This is a genomic window from Nocardia sp. NPDC051832 (genome assembly GCF_040681285.1).
GTDB lineage: Bacteria > Actinomycetota > Actinomycetes > Mycobacteriales > Mycobacteriaceae > Nocardia.
In genome coordinates this window covers 1474533-1498722 of sequence record NZ_JBFAYL010000002.1, presented here as the reverse complement: position 1 = coordinate 1498722, position 24190 = coordinate 1474533, and the positions used below count along the sequence as shown (strand labels likewise).

Genomic DNA, 24190 nt, shown 5'->3' with positions numbered 1-24190 from the left:
GCAGCCTGCGATCGCCGCCACACTTCCGTTGCGGGACAGCAACTCTCGTGTATCGTACCCGCCGGTTCGTAGCGGGCGGGGAATCTCGATCCGCACGCGCACAACCGAGTAGCTCGTCAGCGGATGTCGTGCCGGATCTGCTGGAGGTCGGCGTGGGTGAGGCCGATCAGCGAGTCGCGGAAGACGCGCCCCGGGCCCGCGGGGACCGGGATCTCACAGGGAACGACCAGGACGGCGCAGCCCGCGGCCGCGGCGGCCTGGGCGCCGGTGGGGGAATCCTCGATGGCGACACAGTGCTGTGGGTCGACGCCGAGGAGTTCTGCGGCGCGGAGGTAGATGGCAGGGTGGGGTTTGCCCTGGGGGACTTCGTCGCCGCAGACCGAGGTGTCGAAGAAGTCGCGGCCCAGGGTGTCCAGGCCGTATTCGGCCAGGGAGCGTTTGGTGTTGGTGACCAGGGCGCTGGACAGGCCCGCTTCGCGGACCATGGCGAGGGCGTCTTTCGCGCCGGGACGCCACGGGATCGGGCCGGTCATCAGTTCGGCTACGCGGGTTTCCAGGAAGGCTCGGGCGGCGGCGTCCTCGGCGGGTGACGGGTCGAGACCCAGACCGGTGTAGATGATCTGCATGGCCGCCGGGCCCGCGGAACCGACCAGCGCGTGGCGGATCTCGTCGGTCACCTCACCGCCCAGTTCGCGGCCCAGCTCCCGAACCGCGATATCCCACAGCTTCTCCGAGTCGAGCAGCGTGCCATCCATATCCCAGAGAACCGCGGCCAGCGCTGTCACGTTCGGTGCCACTCCTCGAACTCCATGGTGGCCTCTCCACCAAGTCGTTCACCAGGGTAACGGCCGACGCGCACCCGGCCACAGGTCCAGTCGGCCGCTACTGGCTCCCCGCGGTCAGGTGCTGGACGCCGTGATGAGCAGGCGGCCGCCGTCGGAGGAGACGCGGAACCAGCGGGTTTCGCTGTCGCGCTGGCCGTTGGCCTTCACGTAGTTGATCGTCGCGGTGGCGCCGTCGCCGCTGGGTGTGACGTTGCTGACGCTCACCGAGCGGATGGTGCGCCACCATGAGGAGTAGGCCGCATAACCACCGGTCTGGGCCTGGTAAGCGGGGGCGAGCTGGGCCCAGGCACCGTCGACGTTGCCGGGCAGCATGCTGTAGTAGCCCTGGATGAACTGCCCGACCTTCTCCGGGGTGGGCGGGCCGGCCGGGGTCGTCGTCGGGGGCGTGGTGGTGGTGCTCGACGGCGGCGTCGTGGTGCTGCTCGACGGCGGTGGCGTGGTCGTCGACGACGGCGGGTTCTGCGGTTCGCGCTGCACGGGGGCGCCGCCCGCGAGCGAGGACGACGGCGCGGCGGGCTCGGCGGTGGTGCTCTGCTGGGCGACCTGGGGCGACTCCTCGCCGCTGTTGCGGGTCCAGAGCAGGAACGCGGCCAGCAGCACGGCCGCCGCGGCCACGGCGACCAGGGCGAGAGTCTGTTTGCTGGGTCCGCCGTCGCCCGCTCCCCCGCGCAAGGTGTCGCTGGACCGGGCCGGGGGTGGCGGCGGCGTCGGGTTTTGGGCCGCCGGCGCCGGGATGAATTCGGTGGCCCCGTCGGCGTCGGGACCCGGCGCGGCGAGCACGGTGGTCGCGTCACCGCCGGGCGCGGGCATCACCTTGGTGCTGATCGGCACCGCGGCCAGGGCCGGGACCCGGCCCGCCGCAACGGCTTCGAGCGCTTCGCGGGCTTCGCGCATGGTCGGGCGGGCATCGATGCCGGGCGCGAGCAGGCGCAGCAGCACCGGGCCCAGCTCGCCGGCCTGCTTGGGCGGCGGAATCTCGCCACGAGCTACCGAATGCAGCACGGCCAGCGGATTGTCGCCCTCACCGAACGGCGGGCTGCCCTCGAGGGCCGCGTACAGGGTCGATCCCAGGGCGAACACGTCCGAGGCCGGTTCGGGGTTCTCACCGCGCGCCACCTCCGGCGCGAGATAGGCGGGGGTACCCGCGAGAAAGCCGGTGGCGGTCACCGTGACATCGCCGACCGCGCGGGAGATGCCGAAGTCGGTGATCTTCACCGTGCCGTCATCGGCGACGAGGAGATTCGCCGGTTTCACATCGCGGTGCATGATGCCCGCCTCGTGCGCGGCGGACAGCGCGGCCGCGGCTTGCGCGCCGATCCGGGCCACCTCCTCGGGCGGAAGCGTCTGCCGGCCGGACAGTTTCGCGGCCAGGCTGGGCGCGTTCATGTATTCCATGACCAGCCAGGGCTGGCCGTCCTCTTCGGCGACATCGAAGACGGTGATGGCGTTGGGGTGGTGTAGTCGGGCCGCGATCCGGCCCTCCCGCATGGCCCGCAGCTTGGCCTCCAGTGCGGCCGAACGGGACAACCCGGGGCCGAGGATCAACTGTTTCACCGCCACGGTGCGTCGCAGCCGGACATCGGTGGCACGCCACACCACACCCATGGCGCCGGTGCCGATCGGGTCCGTGAGCCGATACCGTCCAGCGATCAACCGATCCGCCGTCATGGGTTGTTACCCTCCTGCTTTCACACCGAGCTCGATCGCACCCCGGCGGCCGAGTTCGGAATCTCCGAAAATCGTACGCGCCGAAGTACTTTGCACCCGTAAGCAGTTCTGGCCGACCTGGTCGAGCGACCTGCGAACAGCCGCCGACAGAACGCATCCGCCGACTGCCCCGGATGCAGTTGCAACTGCATCGACAATGGCATACCCAACCGACAGACATCCACCAACTCGCCGCGCGACTTCGGCCGCGTGGGCCGAATCACGTGCCTGCCGGTACCGGGTAACCTCCGACAACACCCCAACCGGTGAGGACCATCACACCATCCCGCACGGTCCGATCACTGCTCAGGCGTTGAAGTACTTCGCCTCCGGATGCAGCAGCACGAACGCGTCGGTGGACTGCTCCGGATGCAACTGCAACTCCTCCGACAGCACCACACCGATCCGGCCCGCCTCCAGCAGATCCACCAGCTTGGCGCGATCCTCCAGCTCGGGGCAGGCGCCATACCCGAAGGAGTAGCGCGCGCCGCGATAACCGAGCTTGAAGTAGTCCTGCACGTCGGCCGGATCGGATTCGGCGACCGAATGACCCTCCAGCGTCAGCTCTTCGCGGACCCGGCGATGCCAGTACTCGGCCAGCGCCTCGGTGAGCTGCACGCCGATGCCGTGCACCTCCAGGTAGTCGCGATAGTTGTCGGCGGCGAACAGCTCGTTGGCGAAGTCGGCGATCGGCTGACCCATGGTGACCAGCTGGAACGGCAGCACATCGACCTGACCGGTTTCCTCGGCCTTGGCCCGGGAGCGGATGAAGTCGGCGATGCACAGGAACCGGTCCCGCTGCTGGCGCGGGAAGGTGAACCGATAGCGTTCGGGCGCTTCCGGATTGGGCTCGGTGAGCACGATGACCTCGTCGCCCTCCGACACCGCCGGGAAGTATCCGTAGACCACCGCGGCGTGCTGCAGCACGTTCTCGGTGGCCAGCCGGTCCAGCCAGGACCGCAACCGCGGGCGGCCCTCGGTCTCCACCAGTTCCTCGTAGCTGGGTCCTTCACCGCCGCGCTGGCCGCGCAGACCCCACTGGCCCAGGAACAACGCCCGCTCGTCGAGCAGACCCGAGTACTCCTGCAGCGCAAGGCCCTTCACCACCCGGGTGCCCCAGAACGGCGGCACCGGAACGGGCAGGTCGGCGGCCACGTCGGAGCGCTCGGGCACCACGACCGGCACCTCCTTGGCCTTGCGTTCCTCGGCGATCCGCTTCGAGCGCTCGTGCCGGGCCTTGCGCTCGGCGGCCTTCTCGCGTTCGGCGATGGCCTGCGGGCTGTTCGGGTCGATGCCGCCGCCGCGCTTGACGGTCATGATCTCGTCCATCAGCCGCAAGCCCTCGAAGGCGTCGCGGGCGTAATGCACATCGCCGTGGTAGACCTCGGTGAGGTCGTGCTCGACATAGGCACGGGTCAGCGCCGCGCCCCCGAGCAGCACCGGGAACTGCTCGGCCACACCCTTGGTGTTGAGCTCCTGCAGGTTCTCCTTCATGATCACCGTCGACTTCACCAGCAGCCCGGACATGCCGATGACGTCGGCTTTCTTGTCGACGGCGGCGTCGAGGATGGTCGCGATCGGCTGCTTGATGCCCAGGTTGACGACCTCGTAGCCGTTGTTCGACAGGATGATGTCGACCAGGTTCTTGCCGATGTCGTGCACATCGCCCTTGACGGTGGCCAGCACGATGCGGCCCTTGCCGCTGTCGTCGGTGGCCTCCATGTGCGGTTCCAGATAGGCGACGGCGGTCTTCATGACCTCGGCGGACTGCAACACGAACGGCAGCTGCATCTGGCCGGAGCCGAACAGCTCACCGACGGTCTTCATGCCCGCGAGCAGCGTCTCGTTGATGATCTGCAACGGCGGCACCTCGGCCATGGCCGAGTCGAGATCGGTATCCAGCCCGGACTTCTCACCGTCGACGATGCGCCGCTCCAGCCGTTCGAACAGCGGCAGCGCCGCCAGCTCCTCTTGGCGCGAGGCCTTCGACGACGACGTGGACACGCCCTCGAACAACGACATCAGCTTCTGCAGCGGGTCGTAATCCTCGCCGCGGCGGTCGTAGACCAGATCCAGCGCGGTCTGGCGCTGTTCCTCGGGGATACGCGCCATCGGCAGGATCTTGGAGGCGTGCACGATCGCGGAATCCAGGCCGGCTTCGACGCACTCGTGCATGAACACCGAGTTCAGCACCTGCCGCGCGGCCGGATTCAAGCCGAAGGAGATGTTCGACAGACCCAGTGTGGTCTGCACTTGCGGATGCTTTTGCTTCAGCAACCGGATGGCCTCGATGGTTTCGATGCCGTCCTTGCGGGACTCCTCCTGGCCGGTGCCCAGGGTGAAGGTGAGCGTGTCGATGATGATGTCGCTCTCCAGCAGGCCCCAGTTGCCGGTGATGTCGGCGATCAGGCGCTCGGCGATCGCGACCTTCGTCTCCGCGGTGCGGGCCTGGCCCTCCTCGTCGATGGTCAGCGCGACCACGGCGGCGCCGTGCTCGGCGACCAGGGCCATGGTCTGCTGGAAGCGGGATTCCGGGCCGTCACCGTCCTCGTAGTTCACCGAGTTCACCGCGCACCGGCCGCCCAGGTGCTCCAAACCGGCCTGCAGCACCGGGGTTTCGGTGGAGTCCAGCATGATCGGCAGGGTGGACGCGGTGGCCAGGCGGGACGCCAGCGCCTCCATATCCTTGACGCCGTCGCGGCCCACGTAGTCGACGCAGAGGTCGAGCATGTGCGCGCCGTCGCGAGTCTGATCCTTGGCGATGTCCAGGCACTTCTGCCAGTCCTCGGCCAGCATGGCCTCGCGGAAAGCCTTGGAGCCGTTGGCGTTCGTGCGCTCGCCGATCATCAGGATCGAGGCGTCCTGCTCGAACGGGACCGCGGTGTACATGCTCGACACGCTCGGCTCGTGCTCGGGCCGGCGGCGCTCCGCGATGGCGGGCAGCGACTTCTCGACCTCGCGCACCGCCTCGGTGACCTGACGGATGTGCTCCGGGGTGGTGCCACAGCAGCCGCCGACCAGGGCCAGGCCGTATTCGGAGACGAAGCCGCGCAGCGCGATCGCCAATTCCTCGGGCGTCAAAGGGTATTCCGCGCCGTTGGGGCCCAGCACCGGCAGACCGGCGTTCGGCATCACCGAGACCGGCAGCTGCGCGTGCTTGGACAGATGGCGCAGATGCTCGCTCATCTCGTCCGGGCCGGTGGCGCAGTTCAGGCCGATCATGTCGATGCCGAGCGGTTCCAAAGCCGCCAGCGCCGCGCCGATTTCGGAACCGACCAGCATGGTGCCGGTGGTCTCCACCGTGACGTGGGTGATGATCGGGATCCGGCGGCCGGCCAGTTCCATGGCGCGGCGGCTGCCGGTGATCGCGGCCTTCACCTGCAGCAGGTCCTGGCAGGTTTCGACGAGGATGGCGTCGGCGCCGCCGTCGAGCATGCCGAGCGCGGATTCGACGTAGGCGTCGCGCAGCACCGTGTAGGGGGCGTGGCCCAGGGTGGGCAATTTGGTGCCGGGGCCCATCGAGCCCAGCACATAGCGAGGGGTTCCGTCCGCGGACGGGCCCATCTCGTCGGCGACCTCACGCGCGAGGCGCGTGCCCTTCTCGGACAGATCGCGGATCCGATCGGCGATGTCGTAGTCGGCCAGGTTCGGCAGGTTGCAGCCGAAAGTGTTGGTCTCGACCGCGTCCGCGCCCGCCTCGAAGTACGCGCGATGGATGCTGCGCAGCACGTCGGGCCGGGTGTCGTTGAGGATCTCGTTGCAGCCTTCCAGACCTAGGAAATCGTCCAGCGTCAGGTCCGCCGCCTGCAACATGGTGCCCATCGCACCGTCGCCGATGACGACACGGCGGGACAGCGTGTCGAGAAGCGTGGTATCGAACGCAGCGGATCGGGGCGCAGACATAGGTACAAGCGTAAAGGGCAGGTCCGACCAACCCACCAACCGCACCACTGCAGGTGAGAGGTGGGTGAACCAGACCACACTCACGCTGCGTGCCCGGCCGTGTCCTTGCTATATGAGACAGCGCATGCCGAGCCCACACCGTAGGGTGAACGGGTGAACCCCAGTGAAACTCCCGAGTCGGAACTGCCGACGCTGCGGGATCCCGTGCTGGTCGCCGCCTTCGAGGGCTGGAACGACGCGGGTGACGCGGCCAGTGGCGCGGTGGAGCATTTGGAACTGATCTGGGACGCCGAGCCGCTAGCGGAACTCGATTCCGAGGACTACTACGACTACCAGGTGAACCGCCCGACGGTGCGCCAGGTCGACGGCGTGACCAGGGAGATCCAGTGGCCGTCCACCAGCCTGTCGGTGTGTTCGCCGCCCGGCAGCGAGCGCGACGTGGTGCTGCTGCGCGGGATCGAGCCGAACATGCGCTGGCGCAGTTTCTGTGGCGAGCTGCTCGCGATGATCGAACAGCTGAATGTGAACACGGTGGTCATCCTCGGCGCGTTGCTGGCCGATACCCCGCATACCCGTCCGGTTCCGGTCACCGGGTCGGCCTATAGCAAGGAAGCCGCCGAGCGCTTCAACCTCGAGCAGACCCGCTACGAGGGACCGACCGGTATTACCGGAGTGTTGCAGGATCAGTGCGTGCGCGCCGGCGTACCCGCGGTGTCCTTCTGGGCGGCCGTGCCGCACTACGTCTCCCAGCCGCCGAATCCGAAGGCGACCATCGCGCTGCTGCACCGGGTCGAGGACGTGCTCGACATCGAGGTCCCGCTCGGCGAACTGCCCAAGCAGGCCGAGGACTGGGAGGGCGCGGTCAACGAGATGACCGTCGGCGACGAGGAGATCAGCGAATACGTGCGCTCGCTGGAGGAACGCGGCGACGCGGCGGTCGACATGAACGAGGCCATCGCCAAGATCGACGGCGACGCCATCGCGGCCGAGTTCGAAAAGTACCTGCGCAGGCGAGGTCCCGGGAGTTTCGGGCTGTAATCGGCAGGGCAGCCGGGGCGCGGCGAACGGTCGCGCCCCCCGCACCTCAGTCTTGGGTGCCGGGTGGTCCTTGTAAATCCTCGACGGTCCACACCTGGGCCGCCGCGTCCTGGGCCAGCTTCGCGATCAGAATGTCGCGCGGAATCGTCTGGCCGGCAAAGTGATCGAGCGAGGGAACTACGACGTGGTGCGCGTCGGCGCGCTTGAGTTCCTGCGTCAGCTCGGCGAACGCCGTGCCGTCACCCGAAGTCGATTCATGGAAAGTCGCGGCGAAGCAAAGGCCTTCGGCCTGCGCGAGCATGCTCATCGCATCCTCGAGCTCCTCGCAGTGGCCGTCGGCCAGATCATCACGCAAGTATCCATAGATCAACGCTTCCACCCGAACCTCCGTTGGTCATGGGTCGCTGTTGCATTGTTTTGGATGGGCCCCCGAAGGGGTAATGCGGTGTGGGGCAGTGGGTTGGCAAACTGTAGCCGCTCCTCCTCCAGGATGTCGGACGCCATGTTGCAAATGCAGGTGTCAACCCAGTGACATCTCTATGCCCTATTCGGTCCGCTGAGCGTTAACTGGTGCGATACTTGGGGCGTGGCCGCTGGAGACGATCGACCCGTCTGGGCTGTCCGGATGCGCTCCGAGCGCGACGCCAGGGGGTGGTCTCAAGCCGACGCGGTCCGGGTGATGCGCGCGAAGTCGTCCCACAATTTGCCGACGGACAGTACGTTGCTACGCAATTGGCGGCGCTGGGAGTCGGGCGAGTCGCGCCCCGACGACTTCTACGCCCCCATCATCGCCGCCGCCTTCGACACCGTGACCGCGGCGTTCTTCCCCAAATCCCGGCCCAACCGGGACGATGAGCTGCTCTCCGCCACCGGGATGGACACGCTGGAATTCATTGGGCGGCTACGGATGTCCGATGTGTCGGCCGCGACGCTGGACGCCATCCGGATCACCGCCGAGCGGCTGTGCTGCGAATACCCCTATGCCGACCCGCATTCCCTGCACAGCGAGGGAACCGCCTGGTTGCGCCGTATCACCTCACTGCTGGACGGGCGGCTCACACTGGCCCAGCACCGCGAGATCCTGGTGCTCGCCGGGTGGGTCGCGCTGCTCGTCGGCTGCGTCGACTACGACCTGGGCCGGCGCACTTCCGCCGAGGCCACCCGCCGCGCCGCCTGCTCGCTCGGCTCCGAAGCCGACCATGCCGAAATCATCGGCTGGGGCGCCGAAATGGCCGCTTGGTTCGCCCTGACTCAAGGTAACTACCGGGGTGCCATCGAGGCTGCCGACGGTGCGCTGGCCTCGTCCAGCTCCCTCGGCGTCGGCGTCCAGCTCGCCGCCCAGCGCGCCAAGGCCTGGGCGCGCATCGGCGATCGCGCCGAGGTCGAGCGCGCTCTCGGCACCGGCCGAGCGATCCTGGAGCGACTCGAGCCCCCGATCAATCTCGACAACCACTTCGTCGTCGACCCCCAGAAGTTCGACTTCTACGCCATGGACTGCTGCCGCGTCGCCGGCGAAGACCAGCTCGCCGAATCCTATGCGCGCGAAGTCATCCGCAACTCCACCCGCGCCGACGGCACCATCCGCAACCCCATGCGCGTCTCCGAAGCCCACCTCACCCTCGCTGTCGTAGCGGTCCGCAACCGCGACCTCGAACTCGCGGTCGACGAAGGCATGCGCGCCTTCTCCGGCAAACGCAGATCATTGCCTTCCCTGATGTGGATCGCCGGCGAAGCCGCCCGCGAAATCATCGAACGCTTCCCCGGCGACCCCCGCACCCGCATCTACCTCGACCAACTCAGATCCCTCTCCCCCGAATAAGCAAAACCCAGTAATCGGCGAACTTCCCCGCCGATCCAGGGCTTGATGGCAGCAGGGCGGGCGGTGTCACATCTCGGGCTGGGTGCCAATAGTTAGCCAGGACATGTAGTTCAGGCCACAGGCTTGGCGGATCGAGTATCAGTTCGGGGGCAGGCCAGGGGTGGTGTCGCGACGGAATGGGGGTGGGCGAACACGCCGCAAATTGGACACGCGGGGTTGTTCCGTCGGGAGGGGGCGTACCCGCTACTACCCTGTTCCCGGTGACCGACTCCGCCGAAGGCTCTGTGCTCGAAGAAGCGCAGCGGGCCGACTTCGAACTCAGCGACGAGCGGCTGCGGCTGTTTTCCTTCGCTACGGCGGAGAAGCGCGCTGATTACCTGTGGGTGCTGCGGGCGTTCGACAGTGCGCGGGCCGCGTATGTGGTGCTCTTGCATGCCGATGATGTGGCGGAGTGGATTCGGCGCAACAGTGCGGCGGCCGCGGAGCTGTCGGGGGCGGAGATCGGGCCGTTGCTGGATCAGCTGCATCAGTGGGGGGTGCTGGAGCGGTCGTATGACGGGACGCGGGCGGCGACGCTGGCGGAGTATCGGAACCGGCATTACGTGTATCAGTTCTCGCAGGCCGGGTTTCAGGCGTATCGGGCGGTCGCGGGGGTGCTGACAGCGCGGCTGGATGAGGCGGCGTTGTCGCGGCTGGTGCTGCCGGAGTTGCTCGCGGATCTGAACGCGCTGGCCGAGGCGAACCACGCCGGGGACGCGGAGCGGGTGTATCGGACGTTGCGGCGGCTGGACGCGGCGCTCACCGATATGGCGGCGCGGGCCGCGCATTTCTACCTGTCGCTGGGCGATATGGTGCGGACCACGGAGATCACGCCCGAGGCGTTTCTCGTGCACAAGGACGCGCTGCTGGCGCACATGCGGGACTTCAGCATGGATTTGGCGCGGTTCGCGCCGCGGCTGGCGAACGCGATCGGCGACATCGAGGAGACCGGTGTCGACGAGCTGATCGAGCGGGCCGCGGGATGTGACGAGCGGGTGCTGTTGAGTCCGGAGGAGCGGCAGGCGGATTGGCGCGCCCGGTGGCAGGGCTTGCGGACCTGGTTCGTCCCGGCGGAAGCGGGTGATTCGACGGAAGCGGACCGGCTGCGCGAAGCGACGATGAGCGCGATCGCCGCGGTCCTGTCCCTGCTGCGGCGGGTCACCGAGACCCGGCGTGGCGGAGTGAGCCGGGAATCGGCGCTGCGGCATCTCGCGGGCTGGTTCACCGCCGCGCCCAGCACCGACAGCGCGCACGCGCTGTTCGACACGGTCTTCGGCTTGGGCCGCCCCCGGCACCTGTCGATGGAGCATCCCGACGCGGATCTGATCCCGCCGACTCGATCCTGGTGGGAAGCACCGCCTTTGGAGATCTCGCGCACCCTCGCCGAAACCGGACGCCCACCACAGGCCGGTGCGCCCGCCCGGATCCAGCGCAACGACGCCAGCATCCGCCGCCTGCGCGAGGCCCAGCTCGACGCCCAGCGTTCGCGCGCGAAAGCGGCGAAATCCCTTGCCGCCGCCGATATCTACGAGCGCGAGCTGGACGATCGGGAGACCGAGGTCTTGCTGCGACTGCTCGACGCCGCCTCCACGGCCTGGGTGCCGGTGAGCGGCCGGGTCGACGGGACCACCGGCTCCGACAACGGCATCACGCTCACGGTCTCGACGCACCCCGGATCGACGGTGATACGCACCGCCCGCGGCCTGCTGCACCTCAACGGCCGCAAGCTCGACGTCCGAGCAACCCGCCCGAAGGGAGGCCGAGCATGATTCACGCACGCCGCATCGATTCGCTCGCGCTGGACAACTATCAGCGGGCAGCGCGGGTGATCCTCGCCAATCACCTGGTGACCCGGACCTATCCGGATCGCATCGCACTGCCCCTGATCCGCAGGTGGGCCACCGAGCTGCGCGAGGACTTGGCCGAGCTGTTCGGCTATCGCCTGGAAGTCACCGAGACCACCGCGCGACTGTTTCCCGTCCTCGATCAACTCGACGCGGGCAAACCCGCCAGGACCGTCAACGACCGCCTGTTCGATCGCCGCCGCTACGCCTACCTATCGCTGGCGCTGGCCGCGCTCGGGCGCGCGGGCGATCAGATCACGTTGTCGGAGCTGGCCGATCAGGTCGCCGCCTACACCGGCCGGATCGATGGACTCGATCTCTCCCCCGATCGCGCCGCGGACCGCGACGCTTTCGTCGACGCCGTCGGCTGGCTCGCGCACCGCGGCGCGCTCACCCTCGCCGACGGTGACGCAGGCGGCTGGGCCTCGGATCCCTCGGTCGGAGAAGCCCTGTACGACATCGATCGACCGGTCGTCTTCGCGATCTTCCGGCCGCCGCGCGCGCTGCAACACCTGCACAGCGTCGCCGGTCTGCTGGGCGAGGAAGCGCACCCGAACGGACAACCCGCGAGCGCCGACGTCGCCCGGCGGGTGCGGCGCGGCCTGGTCGAGCGCCCCGTCGTCTACGCCGAGGACCTCGCCCCCGGGGAACGCGCGGTCCTCGCGCACGAACGCATCGTCGCCGAAGTCGAACTGTTCACCGGCCTGCGCGCCGAGCGCCGCGCGGAAGGCGTTGCGCTGATCGATGTTTCGGGCCGGCTCTCCGATGTCCGGTTCCCCGGCGCCGGCACCCTCGCCCAGGTCGCCCTGCTGCTGGTCGGCGAGATCGCCGATCTGGTGCTCGACATCGACAACCCGCTGCCGCACCGCCCCGCACTCGCCGATCCGATGGTGCGCCTGGTCGCGCAACTCGACGACGCGATCCCCGAGTCCACGGTCTTCGCCCCGCTGGCCGATCTCCCGTTCGCCGATTCGCTGGACGAGGACGAGATTCCGGACGATCCGGAGGACGCACCGGACCCCGCGACCTACCCGTTCCTGGACTACGCCTGGGTCAGCGAGACTGTGCAGGCGCTCGCCGACCGCTACGGCGTCACCTTCGCCGCCCAGTGGCAGGCCGACGTTCCCGGCCTGACCACCGAGGTGGTGGCCCTGCTGGAACGGTTGCGCCTGCTCCAAGTGGCGCCCGGCGCAGCGGGCCCGGAAGGTCTGCTGATCCTGCCCGCCCTCGCCCGGTACCGGGGCGCGGTCGTCACCGTCCGCACCAAGCGGGCCGAAGAGTTGTTCGTCACCGCCGCGGAGACCGGCGCAAGCGTTGCCACGGAAGGGGTTTGACCATGTCGGTTATCCACGGCGGAGTGCGCTTCATCCCGACCCGCGCCGGGATCGTCAACCTGTGGGACTACCGCGATCAGGAGTTCTGCTTCGCCGACGGCAGGCTGGTGCTGCGCGGGCCGAACGGTTCCGGCAAGACCAAGGCGCTGGAGGTGCTGTTCCCGTTCGTCCTGGACGGGCGCATCGAACCGCGCCGGCTGAACCCGTTCGCCGGTGAAGAGCGCACCATGAAGTCGAATCTGCTGTATCGCAAGCAGGAGTCGGCGTATTCCTACATCTGGATGGAGTTCGCGCGCGGCAGCTGGGACGACCCGGAGGTGGTCACGATCGGCATCGGCATGCGCGCCACCCGCTCCGCGGACAAGGTGACGCGCTGGTACTTCGTCGCCGACGGCCGGGTGGGCGTGGACTTTTCGCTGATCGGCCCGGACGACCGCCCGTTCACCCGCAAGCAGCTGGCTGAGCAGATCGGCACCGACTGCATCGTGGACCGCCCGGTGGAATATCGGGCCGCGATCGACGCGCGCATGTTCGGCCTCGGCACCCAGCGCTACGACCAGCTGATCAACCTGATCCTCACGCTGCGCCGCCCGCAGCTGGCGAAAAACCTGGACCCGCGCGGGCTTTCGCAGGCGCTCACCGACGGTCTGCGCCCGCTGGACGAGCAGATGATCCTGGACGCGGCCCGCTCCTTCAGCGATATGGAGGAGGTGGGGCGCAACCTCGAAGGGCTGGTGCACGCCGACACCGCCACCCGCGCGTTCGTCGGCGTCTATCGGAAATACCTTGCGGTGCAGGCGAAGACGGATGTCGACCAGGTCCGCACCCGGCTCGACGCGGTGACGCACGCGAGCACCGCGCTGTTCGCCGCGACCGCGCTGCGCGAGCGCCGCGAAGCCGAGCGCACCGCTGCCGAGGCGCGCGCCGACGACGCGGATCGCACCTACGAGCAAGCGCTGACCGACCGGGAAACCTTGCAGCGCTCCAGCGCCTACGAGGGCAAGCAGCAGCTCGACGATCTCGCCGACGCGGTGCGTCGCCTGGAGACCTCGGCGAGTGTGCATCGGGACAAGGCGCTCAAGGCGCGCCAGACCCTCGACCAGCGCGTGCAGGAGGCCGAGCGCTCGACCGCCGCGGTCCGCACCGCCGCCGCGACCCTGGCTCGCGGTGAGGACGAATTGCGTTCCGCCGCCGAGGAAGCGGGCATCGACTGGACCGCGCCGTCGGAGGATTCGCGCGCCGACAACCTCACCGCCGCCGTGCGGGCGCGCGCCGAGGAACGCGACGCCGACGTGCGCGCGGTCCGGAAGACGCTGGGGCTCATGGATGCCGCGGCCGCCGAGCGAACCCGGGCGCAGCGTCAGTCCGAACGGGCCGTGGCGGCGAAGGATTCGGCGGCCGCCGAGGTCGCGGCGGCGGAGGCGGCGGTCGCGCTGGCTCGCACCGAAGCTTCGGCGGCGCTGCGGGGCTGGTGGGACCAGCACCGAGAGGTCTACTCCCCCATCGAGAAAGGCTTGTTCGACGCGCTCGACACGGCTCTGGCCAACGCCGGGTCCGACGAGGCCGCCGGGATCGCGGAGGTGCTGTCGGAGCGCGCCGAGCCGCTGCTCGACGAGATTCGCAACCGCAGGCAGGAAGCCAAATCGCAGGCCGCCGCGACCGCGGACCGGATCACCGAACTGACCGCCGAGCGGGACCGTGTCGCCGCCCAGAGTGACGATGCCCCAACGCCTTCGGCCACGCGCACCGATGCGCGCGGCGACCGGCCGGGCGGTCCGCTCTGGCAGCTGGTGCGGTTCGCCGACGACGTGACGCCGGAAGCGGCCGGTGGCATCGAAGCCGCGCTGCACGCCGCGGGCCTGCTCGACGCCTGGGTCTGCGCGGAATCCGACCTGCCCGCCGATTACACCTCCGAACAGTTCCTGGTCCCGTCCCCGCACCGCCCGTCCGGCCGCACGCTCGCCGATGTGCTTGTGGTGGAAGAGGATTCCGGGCACCTGACGGTGCCGCGGCAGACCGTCTCCGCGGTCCTCGCTTCGATCGCACTGCATGAAGGAAGCACCGCGAGCTTCGGCGACGACGAAGTCGCGGTCAGCACCTCCGGCGGCTTCCGCCAAGGCGTGCAGCTCGGCCGCCACCGCAAGGCCGACGCCGAGTTCATCGGCGCGACCGCCCGGGCACGCCGGCGCGAGATCCGCCTCACCGAACTGGCCGCCGCCTTGGCCGCCGCCGCGACCGCCCAGGACCAGGCGACCGCCGAAGAAGCCGCCGCCACAGCAGAACTCGCGCGGATCGCCGCCGCCGCGAAAGCGCTGCCGCGCCCTTCCGCCGTCACCGCCGCCCTGCGTGCGGTCTCGGAAGCCGCGGGCATGATGCGCTCGCGTTCCGAAGCCGTCACCCAGGCCGAGAGCGACCTCGACCAAGCGGTTGCCGCCGTCGCGACTGTCGACAAGAAGTTGCGGGCCATCGCCGCCGAACACAACACGCCCCGCGATCCGCGCGATATCGACGCGCTCGCCGCCGCCATCCGGCACTTCGAGAACACCGGCACCGGACTGCTGCGCCTGCGCACCGACCACGACCGCGAGCGGGAACGCGAACGCGAAGGCGCCGACCGCCTCGCCGAAGCACAGGACCTGGCCGAAGCTTTCGCCGAGGAGGCCGAAGCCGCGGAAGCCGGTTACCAGGAGCAATCCCGCAAACTGGAAACCCTGCGCGAAGCGCTGGGCGCGGGCGCGGCCGATATCGACCGGGACCTGGAACTGGCCCGGGAGAAGATCGAGGCCGCGCGCGCGGAGCAGAAGGCCGCCCGCAAGGCCGCGAACTCCGCGATCGAGGCGATCGGCGATGCCGAGGCCGCCTATCGGACCGCCTTCGAATCCCTCGGCACCGCCCTCACCGAAGTGCTCACCGACGTGAAAACTCTTGCGCCCTATGCCCGTCCGGACTTGCTCCGGCTGCTCGGCGCGCCGGACGACAGCCGCTGGCCGAGCAGCGACGCCGCCTGGTCCACCGCCGAGCAGTTGCTCTACCGGATCACCCAGGCCGGACCCGAGGTCGAACCACAGGTACTGCCGGACGAGGTGGCCGAACTGTTCGGAAACCTCTCCGCCGCAACGGCTTCGGTGAAGGCCGGTGAGGCCGCCCGCAAGACCACGCGCAGCGCCGTCACCGCCGCCTTGCAGGAGTTCGACGCGGCCCTGGCGGGCTGCGGCCGCGACTACCGCCTGCAATGGGACGCCGCCGACGGGCTCACCGTGGTGCAGGTCGCCGACGAACAGGGCATGTCGGCGCTCGCCGATTTCGCGGGCCGCATCGATCGGGCCCGCCACGACCAGGAACTGCTGCTCACCGACGCCGAGCGCCGCATCCTGGAGGACGCGTTGCTCACCGGCCTGGCCCAGCAGATCTACGAACGCACCTCCGACGCCCGCGATCTCATCGCCCGCATGGGCGCGGAGATGAAGCAGCGTCGCATGTCCTCGGGCAACACGATCGGCGTGCACTGGGTGCTGGCCGACGCGCTGTCCGACGCCGCCCGCGCCATGTGCAAACTGCTGGACCGCGATGCCTCCGTGCTCTCCCCCGAGGACCTGGCCGCGATCCGCTCACATTTCGCCTCCGAGATCCGCGCCGCCCGCGCCGCGCACCCGGAACGCTCCTATCCCGAAATCCTCGCCGCCACCTTGGATTACCGCACCTGGCGGGTCTTCTCCTTCACCCTGATCTCCGGCGACGGCACCGAGGACAAGCTCACCGTCGCCCGGCACAGCGCCCTCTCCGGCGGCGAGCAGTCGGTCTCCCTGCACCTGCCGCTCTTCGCCGCCGCTCACGTCATGCTCGACTCCGCCGACCCGCAAGCCCCCCGCCTGCTCGCCCTCGACGAAGCCTTCGCCGGCGTCGACGACAACGGCCGCAGCGAACTCCTCGGCCTCAGCGTCCAATTCGACCTGGACCTGTTCATGACCGGCTACGACCTCTGGATCACCTACCCCCACGTCCCCGGCTGCGCCCACTACGACCTGGCCCACTCCACCGCCGAGAACTCCGTCAGCGCCACCCTCCTGGTGTGGGACAGCGGCGACCTGCTCGCCGAACACGACGGCACCGACCTCACCACCGCCCTCGGCTCCCCCAACCGCCGCCGCGTCCCCAACGGCATCGAAGGCGGCCTGACCCTCGACGACATGCCGGGCGAACTGGAACCCGCCAACTGACCTTCGAACGCGATCGCACCCCTGCCGACCGACAGGGGTGCGAGGCGTCGAACAACCACGAGAAGCGGCGAAACTACTGGCCGGGCCCCCAGCGCCAGGCTTTCAGCGGACCCGCGCTGCCGGTCAGCAGCGGCGGGACGGCTTGCGGCGGCGCGGGCGCATGCGGTTGTTCGCTCGCGTCGGCGCGCAATGCCGGGCACTGGCCGCCGGGCACGGTCGCCAGCTCGAAATGCCACCATTCGTTCGCGTAAATCCGGCACAGGCCCCACCGGTTGCCGTTGCGCTCCAACCACTGCGCGCCGGGCTGCGGACCCACATCGATCGCCTGGCCGGAGACGTGGGTCGACTCCTCGGGCGGCAACACCCACCGGCGCGCCTCGTCCGGGCTGCCATAAGTGGCGACCCCGTCCTCCCACATCGCCTGCTGTTCGGCATAGGAGCGGTAGCCGGAGTTGATGTACAAGGTCACACCTTCGGCCCGGGCCGACGCCTCGGCCTCGGTGTATGCCGCCGCCAACGCGGGGTTCAGTCCTTCGGTCCCGGCGGCGGCCGCCGCTGTGCGTTGGTCCGCGTGCGCACCGGGCGCGGTCAAGACGAAAAGCGCCGGTAGAGCCATCGCGGACAGCGCTAGCTTTGCGATCATGTCGGCGATCCTAGCCGCCGCGGCACGCCGTTCCCGGGAACCGCGCGCCCGTCCCGGCGCGCACAACGATGTTGTTGCCCGAGGTCAGGTCTCGATCGGATGCGTGAACGTCCAGCTCCCGTAGGCGATGACCGCGGCGAAAATCACCAGCAACACAGGGGGCGTATCAACGATCCAGGCCACGATCAAGCCGAGCGCGGCCAGAGCCGTAATCAGTACTTCCAGCATCCGGATGATCCGGGCCGTTTGCTCGATCGGCATGATCCTCCTCCATCCAAGAGCGAGCGCCCTTGCATATCTGGTGGTGCCCAATCTTTTTCGAGGCAAACAGCGAGCGGAACTACTTGTGGCGCACCAAGTCGGACGCTTGGCGATGCCGCCCGATGCGCTCGCCGATCTCGGTGCCGTGCTCGCGGGCGTAGGCCACCGCGGTGCGGATCTTGCGGTCCTGGAGATCGGACTGGCGGGCCAGCGCCACGATCCGCTGCTCCACTGGACCATCGAGTTCCATGAGGCGGGCGACGACTTCCCAGACCTCGGGTCCGGCGGCCAGGGCGGCCCGCCGGTCGTGCAGGGGGCCGCGGAAGACGATGCCCGGATGTTCCAGTTGGTCGACGCCCTCGCGGATCAGGCGGTTGAGCAGTGCGGTCGAGCTCGTTCCCTCGCGTACGGCACGGGAGACCAGCCGTCGGCTGGCCGAATCCGAGATACGAAACGACGTACTCATTGCCCTCCTCGACTTGCGGACACGGCGACTTACCCCCTCCAGGGTGCGCGCCGGAACGGCATTGTCACCCCGGCGAACCGGGTGACAATGCCGTGTCCTATCGCGGAAGCAATTGGCGAATGCCTATTTTCAGACGCGTTCTTTGGAGCGCGTACGCACGCGCAACGCAATCGGCTTCTGCGTTTCGGCGAAGAAGTCGTTGCCTTTATCGTCGACAACGATGAACGCGGGAAAATCTTCGACCTCGATCTTCCAGACGGCTTCCATACCGAGCTCTTGATATTCGAGCACTTCGACCGACTTGATGCAGTCCAGCGCGAGCCGGGCCGCGGGCCCGCCGATGGATCCGAGGTAGAACCCGCCGTGCTCGTTGCACGCCTTGGTCACCTGCGCGGAACGATTGCCCTTGGCGAGCATGACGTGCGACCCGCCGGCGGCCTGGAATTGATCGACATAGGAGTCCATGCGCCCGGCCGTCGTGGGCCCGAACGAGCCCGACGCATAACCCTCGGGGGTCTTGGCCGGACCGGCGTAGTACACCGCCATATCGCGCATGTACTGCGGCATCGGCTCGCCCGCGTCGAGCCGTTCCTTGATCTTGGCGTGCGCGATGTCGCGCGCCACCACCAGCGGACCGGTCAGCGAAAGCCGGGTCTTCACCGGGTATTTCGAGAGTTCGGCGCGAATCTCGTCCATCGGCCGGTTCAGGTCGATCCGCACCACGTCGCCGCCGAGAATGGCGTCGGTCTGCTCCGGCAGATACTGCGCCGGCTCGCGCTCGAGCTGCTCCAGGAACACGCCCTCGGCAGTGATCTTGGCCAGCGCCTGGCGGTCCGCCGAACACGACACCGCGATCGCCACCGGGCAGCTCGCGCCGTGCCGCGGCAAGCGCACCACGCGCACGTCGTGGCAGAAGTATTTACCGCCGAACTGCGCGCCGATACCGAACTCCTGGGTGAGCTTGAAGACTTCTTCTTCCAGCTCCAGATCGCGGAACGCGTGCGCCGCCATCGAACCCTCGGTGGGCAGATTGTCCAGATAGTGCGCGGAGGCGTATTTCGCGGTCTTCAAAGCGAATTCGGCGCTGGTACCGCCGATCACCACGGCCAGGTGATACGGCGGGCAGGCCGCGGTGCCGAGCGAACGAATCTTCTCGTCCAGGAATTCCAGCATGCGCTGCGGATTCAGCACCGCCTTGGTCTCCTGGTATAGGAAGGACTTGTTCGCCGAACCGCCGCCCTTCGCCATGAACAGGAACTTGTAGGACGGGTTCGCCGGATCGCCAGGAGCGGAATACAACTCGATCTGCGCGGGCAGATTGGTGCCGGTGTTCTTCTCGTCCCACATGGTGATCGGGGCGAGCTGCGAATAGCGCAGATTCAGCTTGGTGTAGGCGTCGAACACGCCGCGGCTGATCATTTCCGCGTCGTCGACGCCGGTGAGCACGCCCTCGGACTTCTTGCCCATCACGATCGCGGTGCCGGTGTCCTGGCACATCGGCAGAATGCCGCCCGCGGAGATGTTGACGTTCTTCAGCAGATCCAGCGCGACGAATCGATCGTTGCCGGAGGACTCCGGGTCGTCGATGATCTTGCGCAGCTGCGCGAGGTGCGCCGGGCGCAGGTAGTGGCTGATGTCGTGCATCGCCTCGGCGGTCAGCAGGCGCAACGCCTCGGGCTCCACCTTCAGGAAGGTGCGGCCGTCGACCTCGAAGGTGCTGACACCCTCGGTTGTGATCAACCGGTAGGGGGTGTCGTCCGTGCCGATCGGCAGCAGATCTGAATAGCGGAATTCCGGCGCGGTCACGGAGCGCTCTCCTTCACATGGGGCTGGGTGCCTGCACACTGGTCACAAGCACAGCGAGCCTATCCACCGGACCGGCGCCCACCTGGGTTAGGCAATCCTAAGAGCCTGGTAGCAGGCACAAAAGGTTGCACGTTCAACCCTGTGGTGCTAACTCTCAGGGTTGACGCTGTCGTTTGGAGGGTCCCATGACGGAACCGGTATGGCTCGATGAGGTCGAGATGCGAGCCTGGGTGGGCTTCGTGCGCACTCGTGACCTCATCGCCGCCGCCGTCGGGCGCGACTCCGCGCGCGAGTCGAACCTCACCTACGTCGAATACTCGGTGCTGGCCAGCCTGTCCAAATCGCCGGACCACCGGCTCACCTTCGCCGATCTGGCCGAACGGCTGGAGTGGTCGCAGAGCCGGCTCTCACACCAGATCACCCGGATGGAGAAGCGCGGCCTGGTCCTGCGGGAGCCGATCCCGGATGACGCCCGCCGCACCGCCGCCCGGCTCACCCCGCACGGAGCGGACCTGCTCGGCAGCGCCGCCCCGGCGCACGCGCGCAGCGTGCGCCGCCACATGATCGACGCGCTGGACCGCGATCAGCTGGCGGCGCTCGCCGACATCTACGACACGTTGCTCGCGCACCATCGGCGCGCGACGGAGGAGCTCTAGCCCGCGGCCGCCTGGTCCGGCACCGCCTGCGGCCGGGCCGGCACGCCCAGCGCCCGTTCGAAACCGTCCGGAATCACCAGGTCGCTCCGATCCAGTTCCGCCACACTGGTTTTGCGCAGCCCCAGCAGCGCCGAGTCGACGCCGCCGCGCATGATGTCGAGCACGTTCTCCACGCCCGCCTGCCCGTTGGCGGCCAGGCCCCACAGGTACGCGCGGCCGAGCATGACCGCGCGGGCGCCCAGCGCCACGGCCTTGACCACGTCGCTGCCGCGGCGCACGCCGCCGTCCATCACCACGTCCACCTGGGCGCCGACCGCGTCGGCGATCACCGGCAGCGCGCGGATCACGGCAGGCGTGCCGTCGAGGTTGTTGCCGCCGTGATTGGACACCGAGATCGCGGCCACGCCCGCGTCGACCGCACGGTGCGCGTCATCGACTCGCATGATGCCCTTGAGCATGACCGGGCCGTCCCACTGCTCGACGATCCAGCGCACGTCGTCCCAGTCCGGCGCGGGCGTGCCCATCCATTCGCCGTACGCGCCGAAGAAGCCGGGCGCGGCCTTGCCGCCGACCGCCATGTTGGGGGCGGTGAGATCCGGGATGTGCCCGGACCGCAGGTAGGTCGCCAGCCAGCGCGGCTTGGCCAGGGTCTGCGGCGCGAACTGCATCATCGCCTTCAGGTCCAGCTTCTCCGGAATGACCGGGCTGCCCCAGTCCCGGCCGTGCGAGAAGGACCAGTCCAGGGTGAGGATCAGCCCGACCGCGCCGGCCGCCTTGGCCCGGCCCATCCGCTCGGCCATCTCGTCCTTGCTGCCGCACCAGTACAGCTGGAAGAAGGTGGCCGGATTGGCCGCGATCACCTCTTCGATCGGCTTGGAGGCGAACGAGCTGAGCCCCATGGCGATTCCGCGATTGGCGGCCGCGCGCGCCACGGCGACCTCGCCGTCGGGATGCACGGCCTGCACGCCGGTCGGCGAGATCAGCACCGGCATGGACAGCTGCTGACCCATGACAGTGGTGGACTGATCGCGTTCCCCGATCGGGCCCGCGCAGTGTGGCGCGAAACCCAGTTCGGTGAAGGCCTTTTGGTTCTCGTCGATGGTCTGACCGCGTTCGGAGCCCGCGATGAGCGCGCCGTACACCGATTTCGGCAGGCGCTTCTTCGCGCGGCGCTGCGCCTCGGCGACGGTTTCGAACCAGGGATTCATTGTCCGGCCCTATCTGTGTCTGATTGCTGCTCGACCGGCCACCAGGACCGGCTGTCGTTTTCCAGATGTCTTGCGAGTTCGGCGAGGAGGCGGGCGCCCTCCTCCGGGGTGGCGGGGGTGGGGTCACCGAGCACGCCGTTCGGGCTCACCGCGCGCACGCCGCCGGCGGCGAGCAGCGGAAAGATCTCCGAAATCGGGCGCTGGTCACCGGGTTCGGCGAGCTCCGGGCGCACCCGGAGCGGATCCAGCGCGAGCTGCATGCCGGTTTCGGAGCGGCCCGCATGCAGGTCGCCGTGGTAGCGCGTCACCCAGAGGCGCACGTCGCGGGATTCCTCGCGGAGCAACCGCACCGCCCGCTGGAGCGGTTCGGCGTTGCCGCCGTGCCCGTTGACCAGCACGATGCGGTCGAAAGTGTCGGTGGCCGAACGGCACAGCTCCACGATCAGCAGTTCCAGCGCGGCCTGCCCGATCGACAGCGTCCCGGGGAAACCGGCGTGCTCCCCGCTGGAGCCGTACGGAATGGCCGGCGCCACAAGCACATCCGGCCGGCGCGCGGCCAGCCGTCGGCACATCTCCACCGCGATATCGGTATCGGTCGACAGCGGCAGATGCGGTCCGTGCTGCTCGGTGGACCCCACCGGAACCGCCAGGATCACGCCCTTCTCCGCCCGCGCGCCCACCTCGGGCCAGGCCAGATCTGAAACGTGTTCTACCACGAGGCCGAGATTAACGTCACTCGCTGACATAATCAATACGGCAATCGCTGACATAATGACTTTCGTGACAGGGCAGGGCACCACCACCCGCGGCCGCCCCCGGGGCACCACCAAACGCGAACTCGAGCTGATCGCCATGCGACTGTTCAGCGCGCACGGTTTCGACAACACCACCGTCGAGCAGATCGCCGCCGCCGCGGGCATCAGCGGGCGCACCTTCTTCCGCTACTTCCCCACCAAGGCCGAGGTGCTCTGGTCCCAGTTCGACGACGAGATCGCAGCCCTGGAAGCCGCTTTCGCCACCATCCCGGACGACGTGCCGATGATGACCGCGGTGCGCCGGGTGGTGGTCAGCGCCAATACCTATCGCGCCGAGGACATCCCCGAACTGCGCACCCGCATGCATCTGATCGCCACCGTGCCCGCCCTCGCGGCCACCGCCGGCGCCCATTACGACGCCTGGGAACGCGCGGTCAGCGCCTTCGCCGCCCGGCGCCTCGGCGCCGCCGAAGACGCTCTGATTCCACTGGCCGTCGGCCGCAGCACCCTGGCGACCGCCCGCGCCGCGTTCGACGCCTGGGTCGCCCGCGCCGACGCCGACCTCACGGTTTACCTCGATCAGGCCCTCTCGGCACTGCAACGGGGCTTCTCCGAGCTACCCTCAGGTTTCGATAACAGTACGGCTGGGGTATGACTAGGCTCGGTATCGGCTCGCAGGCCGACCGTTCGAACGTACTGACCCACCCGTCGAAAGGGGCTGGAAATTCCATGTCCGAGGTGTCCATGAGCCTTTCGGCGGACTCGTTGCCTGTCGGCCCGGTCGACAATCTGCTGCCGCAGCTGGTCGAGCACTTGCGCCAGAACCGCACCGCGCTCCGTGAGGAATGGGCCCGGCGCATCACCGACGCCCAGCTGCTCACGGCGATGACCCCGGAGGAAATCTTCTCCGAGGCGACCTCCATCTTCGACAACTACGTCGAGGTGCTCGAGACCGGTAGCGTCGAGGCGCTGCAGGCCTACGCCCGCGACCTGTCCGAGCGCATCATTCCCCGAGGCGTCGAAACCGACGAGGTCCTCGGCATCGTGCTCTTGCTCCGAGATGTCTTGGCGCGCTCGCTGTTCGAGAAGTACCAGACCAACTTCGAGCTGCTGAACCAGGTGCTCGACGCCTACGAACCGGCCGCCAACCGCATCGCGAGCACCGTGGCCATCTCGTTCGTGCAGGAGCGCGAGCGCGTCATCCGCCAGCAGCAGGAGGCGATCCGCGAGCTGTCCACCCCGGTCCTGCAGGTCCGCGAGCAGCTGCTGATCCTCCCCATCATCGGCGTGCTGGACAGCCAGCGCGCCCGCCAGCTCACCGAGCAGCTGCTGCGCGCGATTCGCTCCAACCGCGCCAAGGTGGTCGTCATCGACATCACCGGTGTGCCGCAGATCGATTCCACGGTGGCCAACCACCTGGTGCAGACCGTCGACGCCTCCGGCCTGATGGGCGCGAACGTCATCATCACCGGCCTGTCCTCGGAGATCGCGCTCACCCTGGTGACCATCGGCCTGGACCTGTCCAAGATGAACGCCGTCGGCGACCTCCAGGGCGGTATCGAAGAGGCCGAACGGCTGCTGGGCTACGAAGTCACTCGCGTGACGGATCGACTCCTGACCGAACGCGACGGACGGTAGTCGGGCGGGCT

The 24190-nt window shown here is 68.6% G+C and carries 18 protein-coding genes; 8 read left to right on the top strand and 10 right to left on the bottom strand.

Going from position 1 to position 24190, the window contains the following annotated elements:
• Positions 1-116: 116 nt before the first annotated feature.
• The 3 genes from AB0M14_RS16825 to metH all read right to left on the bottom strand — a co-directional run bounded on the left by AB0M14_RS16825 (position 117) and on the right by metH (position 6455).
• Positions 117-797 (bottom strand): HAD family phosphatase, encoded by a 681-nt coding sequence (locus AB0M14_RS16825; RefSeq protein WP_364995171.1) that lies wholly within the window; start codon positions 795-797, stop codon positions 117-119.
• Positions 798-899: 102 nt separating this feature from the next.
• The gene (locus tag AB0M14_RS16820; RefSeq protein ID WP_364995169.1) at positions 900-2513 is read right to left on the bottom strand and encodes a serine/threonine-protein kinase; all 1614 of its coding nucleotides are present in this window, start codon (positions 2511-2513) and stop codon (positions 900-902) included.
• Between the two features lie 345 nt (positions 2514-2858).
• Positions 2859-6455, bottom strand: a complete 3597-nt coding sequence (metH, locus tag AB0M14_RS16815; protein WP_364995167.1) for a methionine synthase — start codon at positions 6453-6455, stop codon at positions 2859-2861.
• A 153-nt stretch (positions 6456-6608) separates the two neighbouring features.
• On the opposite strand from metH, the gene AB0M14_RS16810 reads away from it, so the two are divergent.
• The gene (locus AB0M14_RS16810) at positions 6609-7493 is read left to right on the top strand and encodes a PAC2 family protein (protein WP_364995165.1); all 885 of its coding nucleotides are present in this window, start codon (positions 6609-6611) and stop codon (positions 7491-7493) included.
• 46 nt (positions 7494-7539) lie between these two features.
• Here the strand turns inward: AB0M14_RS16810 and AB0M14_RS16805 are convergent, their stop codons facing one another.
• Positions 7540-7872 carry a hypothetical protein gene (locus AB0M14_RS16805; protein ID WP_364995162.1) on the bottom strand — a complete coding sequence of 111 codons (333 nt, stop codon included), beginning with the start codon at positions 7870-7872 and terminating at the stop codon, positions 7540-7542.
• A gap of 207 nt (positions 7873-8079) precedes the next feature.
• Between AB0M14_RS16805 and AB0M14_RS16800 the strand changes: the two genes are divergently transcribed.
• The 4 genes from AB0M14_RS16800 to AB0M14_RS16785 all read left to right on the top strand — a co-directional run bounded on the left by AB0M14_RS16800 (position 8080) and on the right by AB0M14_RS16785 (position 16746).
• On the top strand, positions 8080-9312 hold the full coding sequence (locus AB0M14_RS16800; protein WP_364995159.1) for an XRE family transcriptional regulator: 1233 nt from the start codon (positions 8080-8082) through the stop codon (positions 9310-9312).
• A 332-nt stretch (positions 9313-9644) separates the two neighbouring features.
• Positions 9645-11120: a TIGR02677 family protein gene (locus AB0M14_RS16795; protein WP_364995851.1), complete on the top strand. Its 1476-nt coding sequence runs from the start codon at positions 9645-9647 to the stop codon at positions 11118-11120.
• Positions 11120-12529 carry a TIGR02678 family protein gene (locus tag AB0M14_RS16790; RefSeq protein WP_364995849.1) on the top strand — a complete coding sequence of 470 codons (1410 nt, stop codon included), beginning with the start codon at positions 11120-11122 and terminating at the stop codon, positions 12527-12529. The genes AB0M14_RS16795 and AB0M14_RS16790 overlap by 1 nt, the downstream gene beginning before the upstream one ends.
• Positions 12530-12531: 2 nt before the next feature.
• Entirely contained in the window at positions 12532-16746 is a 4215-nt protein-coding gene (locus tag AB0M14_RS16785; protein ID WP_364995156.1) for a TIGR02680 family protein, read from the top strand.
• A gap of 73 nt (positions 16747-16819) precedes the next feature.
• On the opposite strand, the gene AB0M14_RS16780 is transcribed toward AB0M14_RS16785, so the two are convergent.
• The 4 genes from AB0M14_RS16780 to AB0M14_RS16765 form a co-directional block, all read right to left on the bottom strand.
• Positions 16820-17389, bottom strand: coding sequence for a M15 family metallopeptidase (locus AB0M14_RS16780; RefSeq protein WP_364995153.1), 570 nt, complete (start codon positions 17387-17389; stop codon positions 16820-16822).
• Positions 17390-17473: 84 nt separating this feature from the next.
• Positions 17474-17650, bottom strand: coding sequence for a hypothetical protein (locus tag AB0M14_RS16775; protein WP_364995151.1), 177 nt, complete (start codon positions 17648-17650; stop codon positions 17474-17476).
• A gap of 79 nt (positions 17651-17729) precedes the next feature.
• Complete coding sequence (locus tag AB0M14_RS16770; RefSeq protein WP_364995148.1) at positions 17730-18116, bottom strand: hypothetical protein; 387 nt, start codon at positions 18114-18116, stop codon at positions 17730-17732.
• A 129-nt stretch (positions 18117-18245) separates the two neighbouring features.
• Complete coding sequence (locus AB0M14_RS16765) at positions 18246-19922, bottom strand: fumarate hydratase (protein WP_364995146.1); 1677 nt, start codon at positions 19920-19922, stop codon at positions 18246-18248.
• A 185-nt stretch (positions 19923-20107) separates the two neighbouring features.
• Here AB0M14_RS16765 and AB0M14_RS16760 point away from each other — a divergent pair, with 185 nt between their 5' ends.
• Positions 20108-20578, top strand: a complete 471-nt coding sequence (locus AB0M14_RS16760) for a MarR family transcriptional regulator (RefSeq protein WP_364995143.1) — start codon at positions 20108-20110, stop codon at positions 20576-20578.
• Here AB0M14_RS16760 and mftD read toward each other — a convergent pair.
• Positions 20575-21786 carry a pre-mycofactocin synthase MftD gene (mftD, locus tag AB0M14_RS16755; protein ID WP_364995140.1) on the bottom strand — a complete coding sequence of 404 codons (1212 nt, stop codon included), beginning with the start codon at positions 21784-21786 and terminating at the stop codon, positions 20575-20577. The two genes, AB0M14_RS16760 and mftD, sit on opposite strands and share 4 nt — an antisense overlap.
• Positions 21783-22502, bottom strand: coding sequence for a mycofactocin biosynthesis peptidyl-dipeptidase MftE (mftE, locus tag AB0M14_RS16750; protein WP_364995138.1), 720 nt, complete (start codon positions 22500-22502; stop codon positions 21783-21785). Before mftE ends, mftD begins: the two co-directional genes overlap by 4 nt.
• 64 nt (positions 22503-22566) lie before the next feature.
• Between mftE and mftR the strand changes: the two genes are divergently transcribed.
• Both mftR and AB0M14_RS16740 read left to right on the top strand, forming a co-directional pair.
• Positions 22567-23196 (top strand): mycofactocin system transcriptional regulator, encoded by a 630-nt coding sequence (mftR, locus tag AB0M14_RS16745; protein WP_364995135.1) that lies wholly within the window; start codon positions 22567-22569, stop codon positions 23194-23196.
• Positions 23197-23270: 74 nt separating this feature from the next.
• A complete protein-coding gene (locus tag AB0M14_RS16740; RefSeq protein WP_364995133.1) occupies positions 23271-24179 on the top strand; it encodes an STAS domain-containing protein in 909 nt (302 codons plus the stop codon).
• The last annotated feature ends 11 nt before the right edge of the window (positions 24180-24190 follow it).

Excerpts from the sequence above, each read along its gene's own strand:
- AB0M14_RS16820 (WP_364995169.1), bottom strand. The coding sequence starts at position 2,513 with ATGACGGCGGATCGGTTGATCGCTGGACGGTATCGGCTCACGGACCCG.
- AB0M14_RS16740 (WP_364995133.1), top strand. The coding sequence starts at position 23,271 with ATGTCCGAGGTGTCCATGAGCCTTTCGGCGGACTCGTTGCCTGTCGGC.
- AB0M14_RS16780 (WP_364995153.1), bottom strand. The coding sequence starts at position 17,389 with ATGATCGCAAAGCTAGCGCTGTCCGCGATGGCTCTACCGGCGCTTTTC.
- AB0M14_RS16760 (WP_364995143.1), top strand. The coding sequence starts at position 20,108 with ATGACGGAACCGGTATGGCTCGATGAGGTCGAGATGCGAGCCTGGGTG.
- AB0M14_RS16775 (WP_364995151.1), bottom strand. The coding sequence starts at position 17,650 with ATGCCGATCGAGCAAACGGCCCGGATCATCCGGATGCTGGAAGTACTG.
- AB0M14_RS16785 (WP_364995156.1), top strand. The coding sequence starts at position 12,532 with ATGTCGGTTATCCACGGCGGAGTGCGCTTCATCCCGACCCGCGCCGGG.
- mftD (WP_364995140.1), bottom strand. The coding sequence starts at position 21,786 with ATGAATCCCTGGTTCGAAACCGTCGCCGAGGCGCAGCGCCGCGCGAAG.
- metH (WP_364995167.1), bottom strand. The coding sequence starts at position 6,455 with ATGTCTGCGCCCCGATCCGCTGCGTTCGATACCACGCTTCTCGACACG.
- AB0M14_RS16770 (WP_364995148.1), bottom strand. The coding sequence starts at position 18,116 with ATGAGTACGTCGTTTCGTATCTCGGATTCGGCCAGCCGACGGCTGGTC.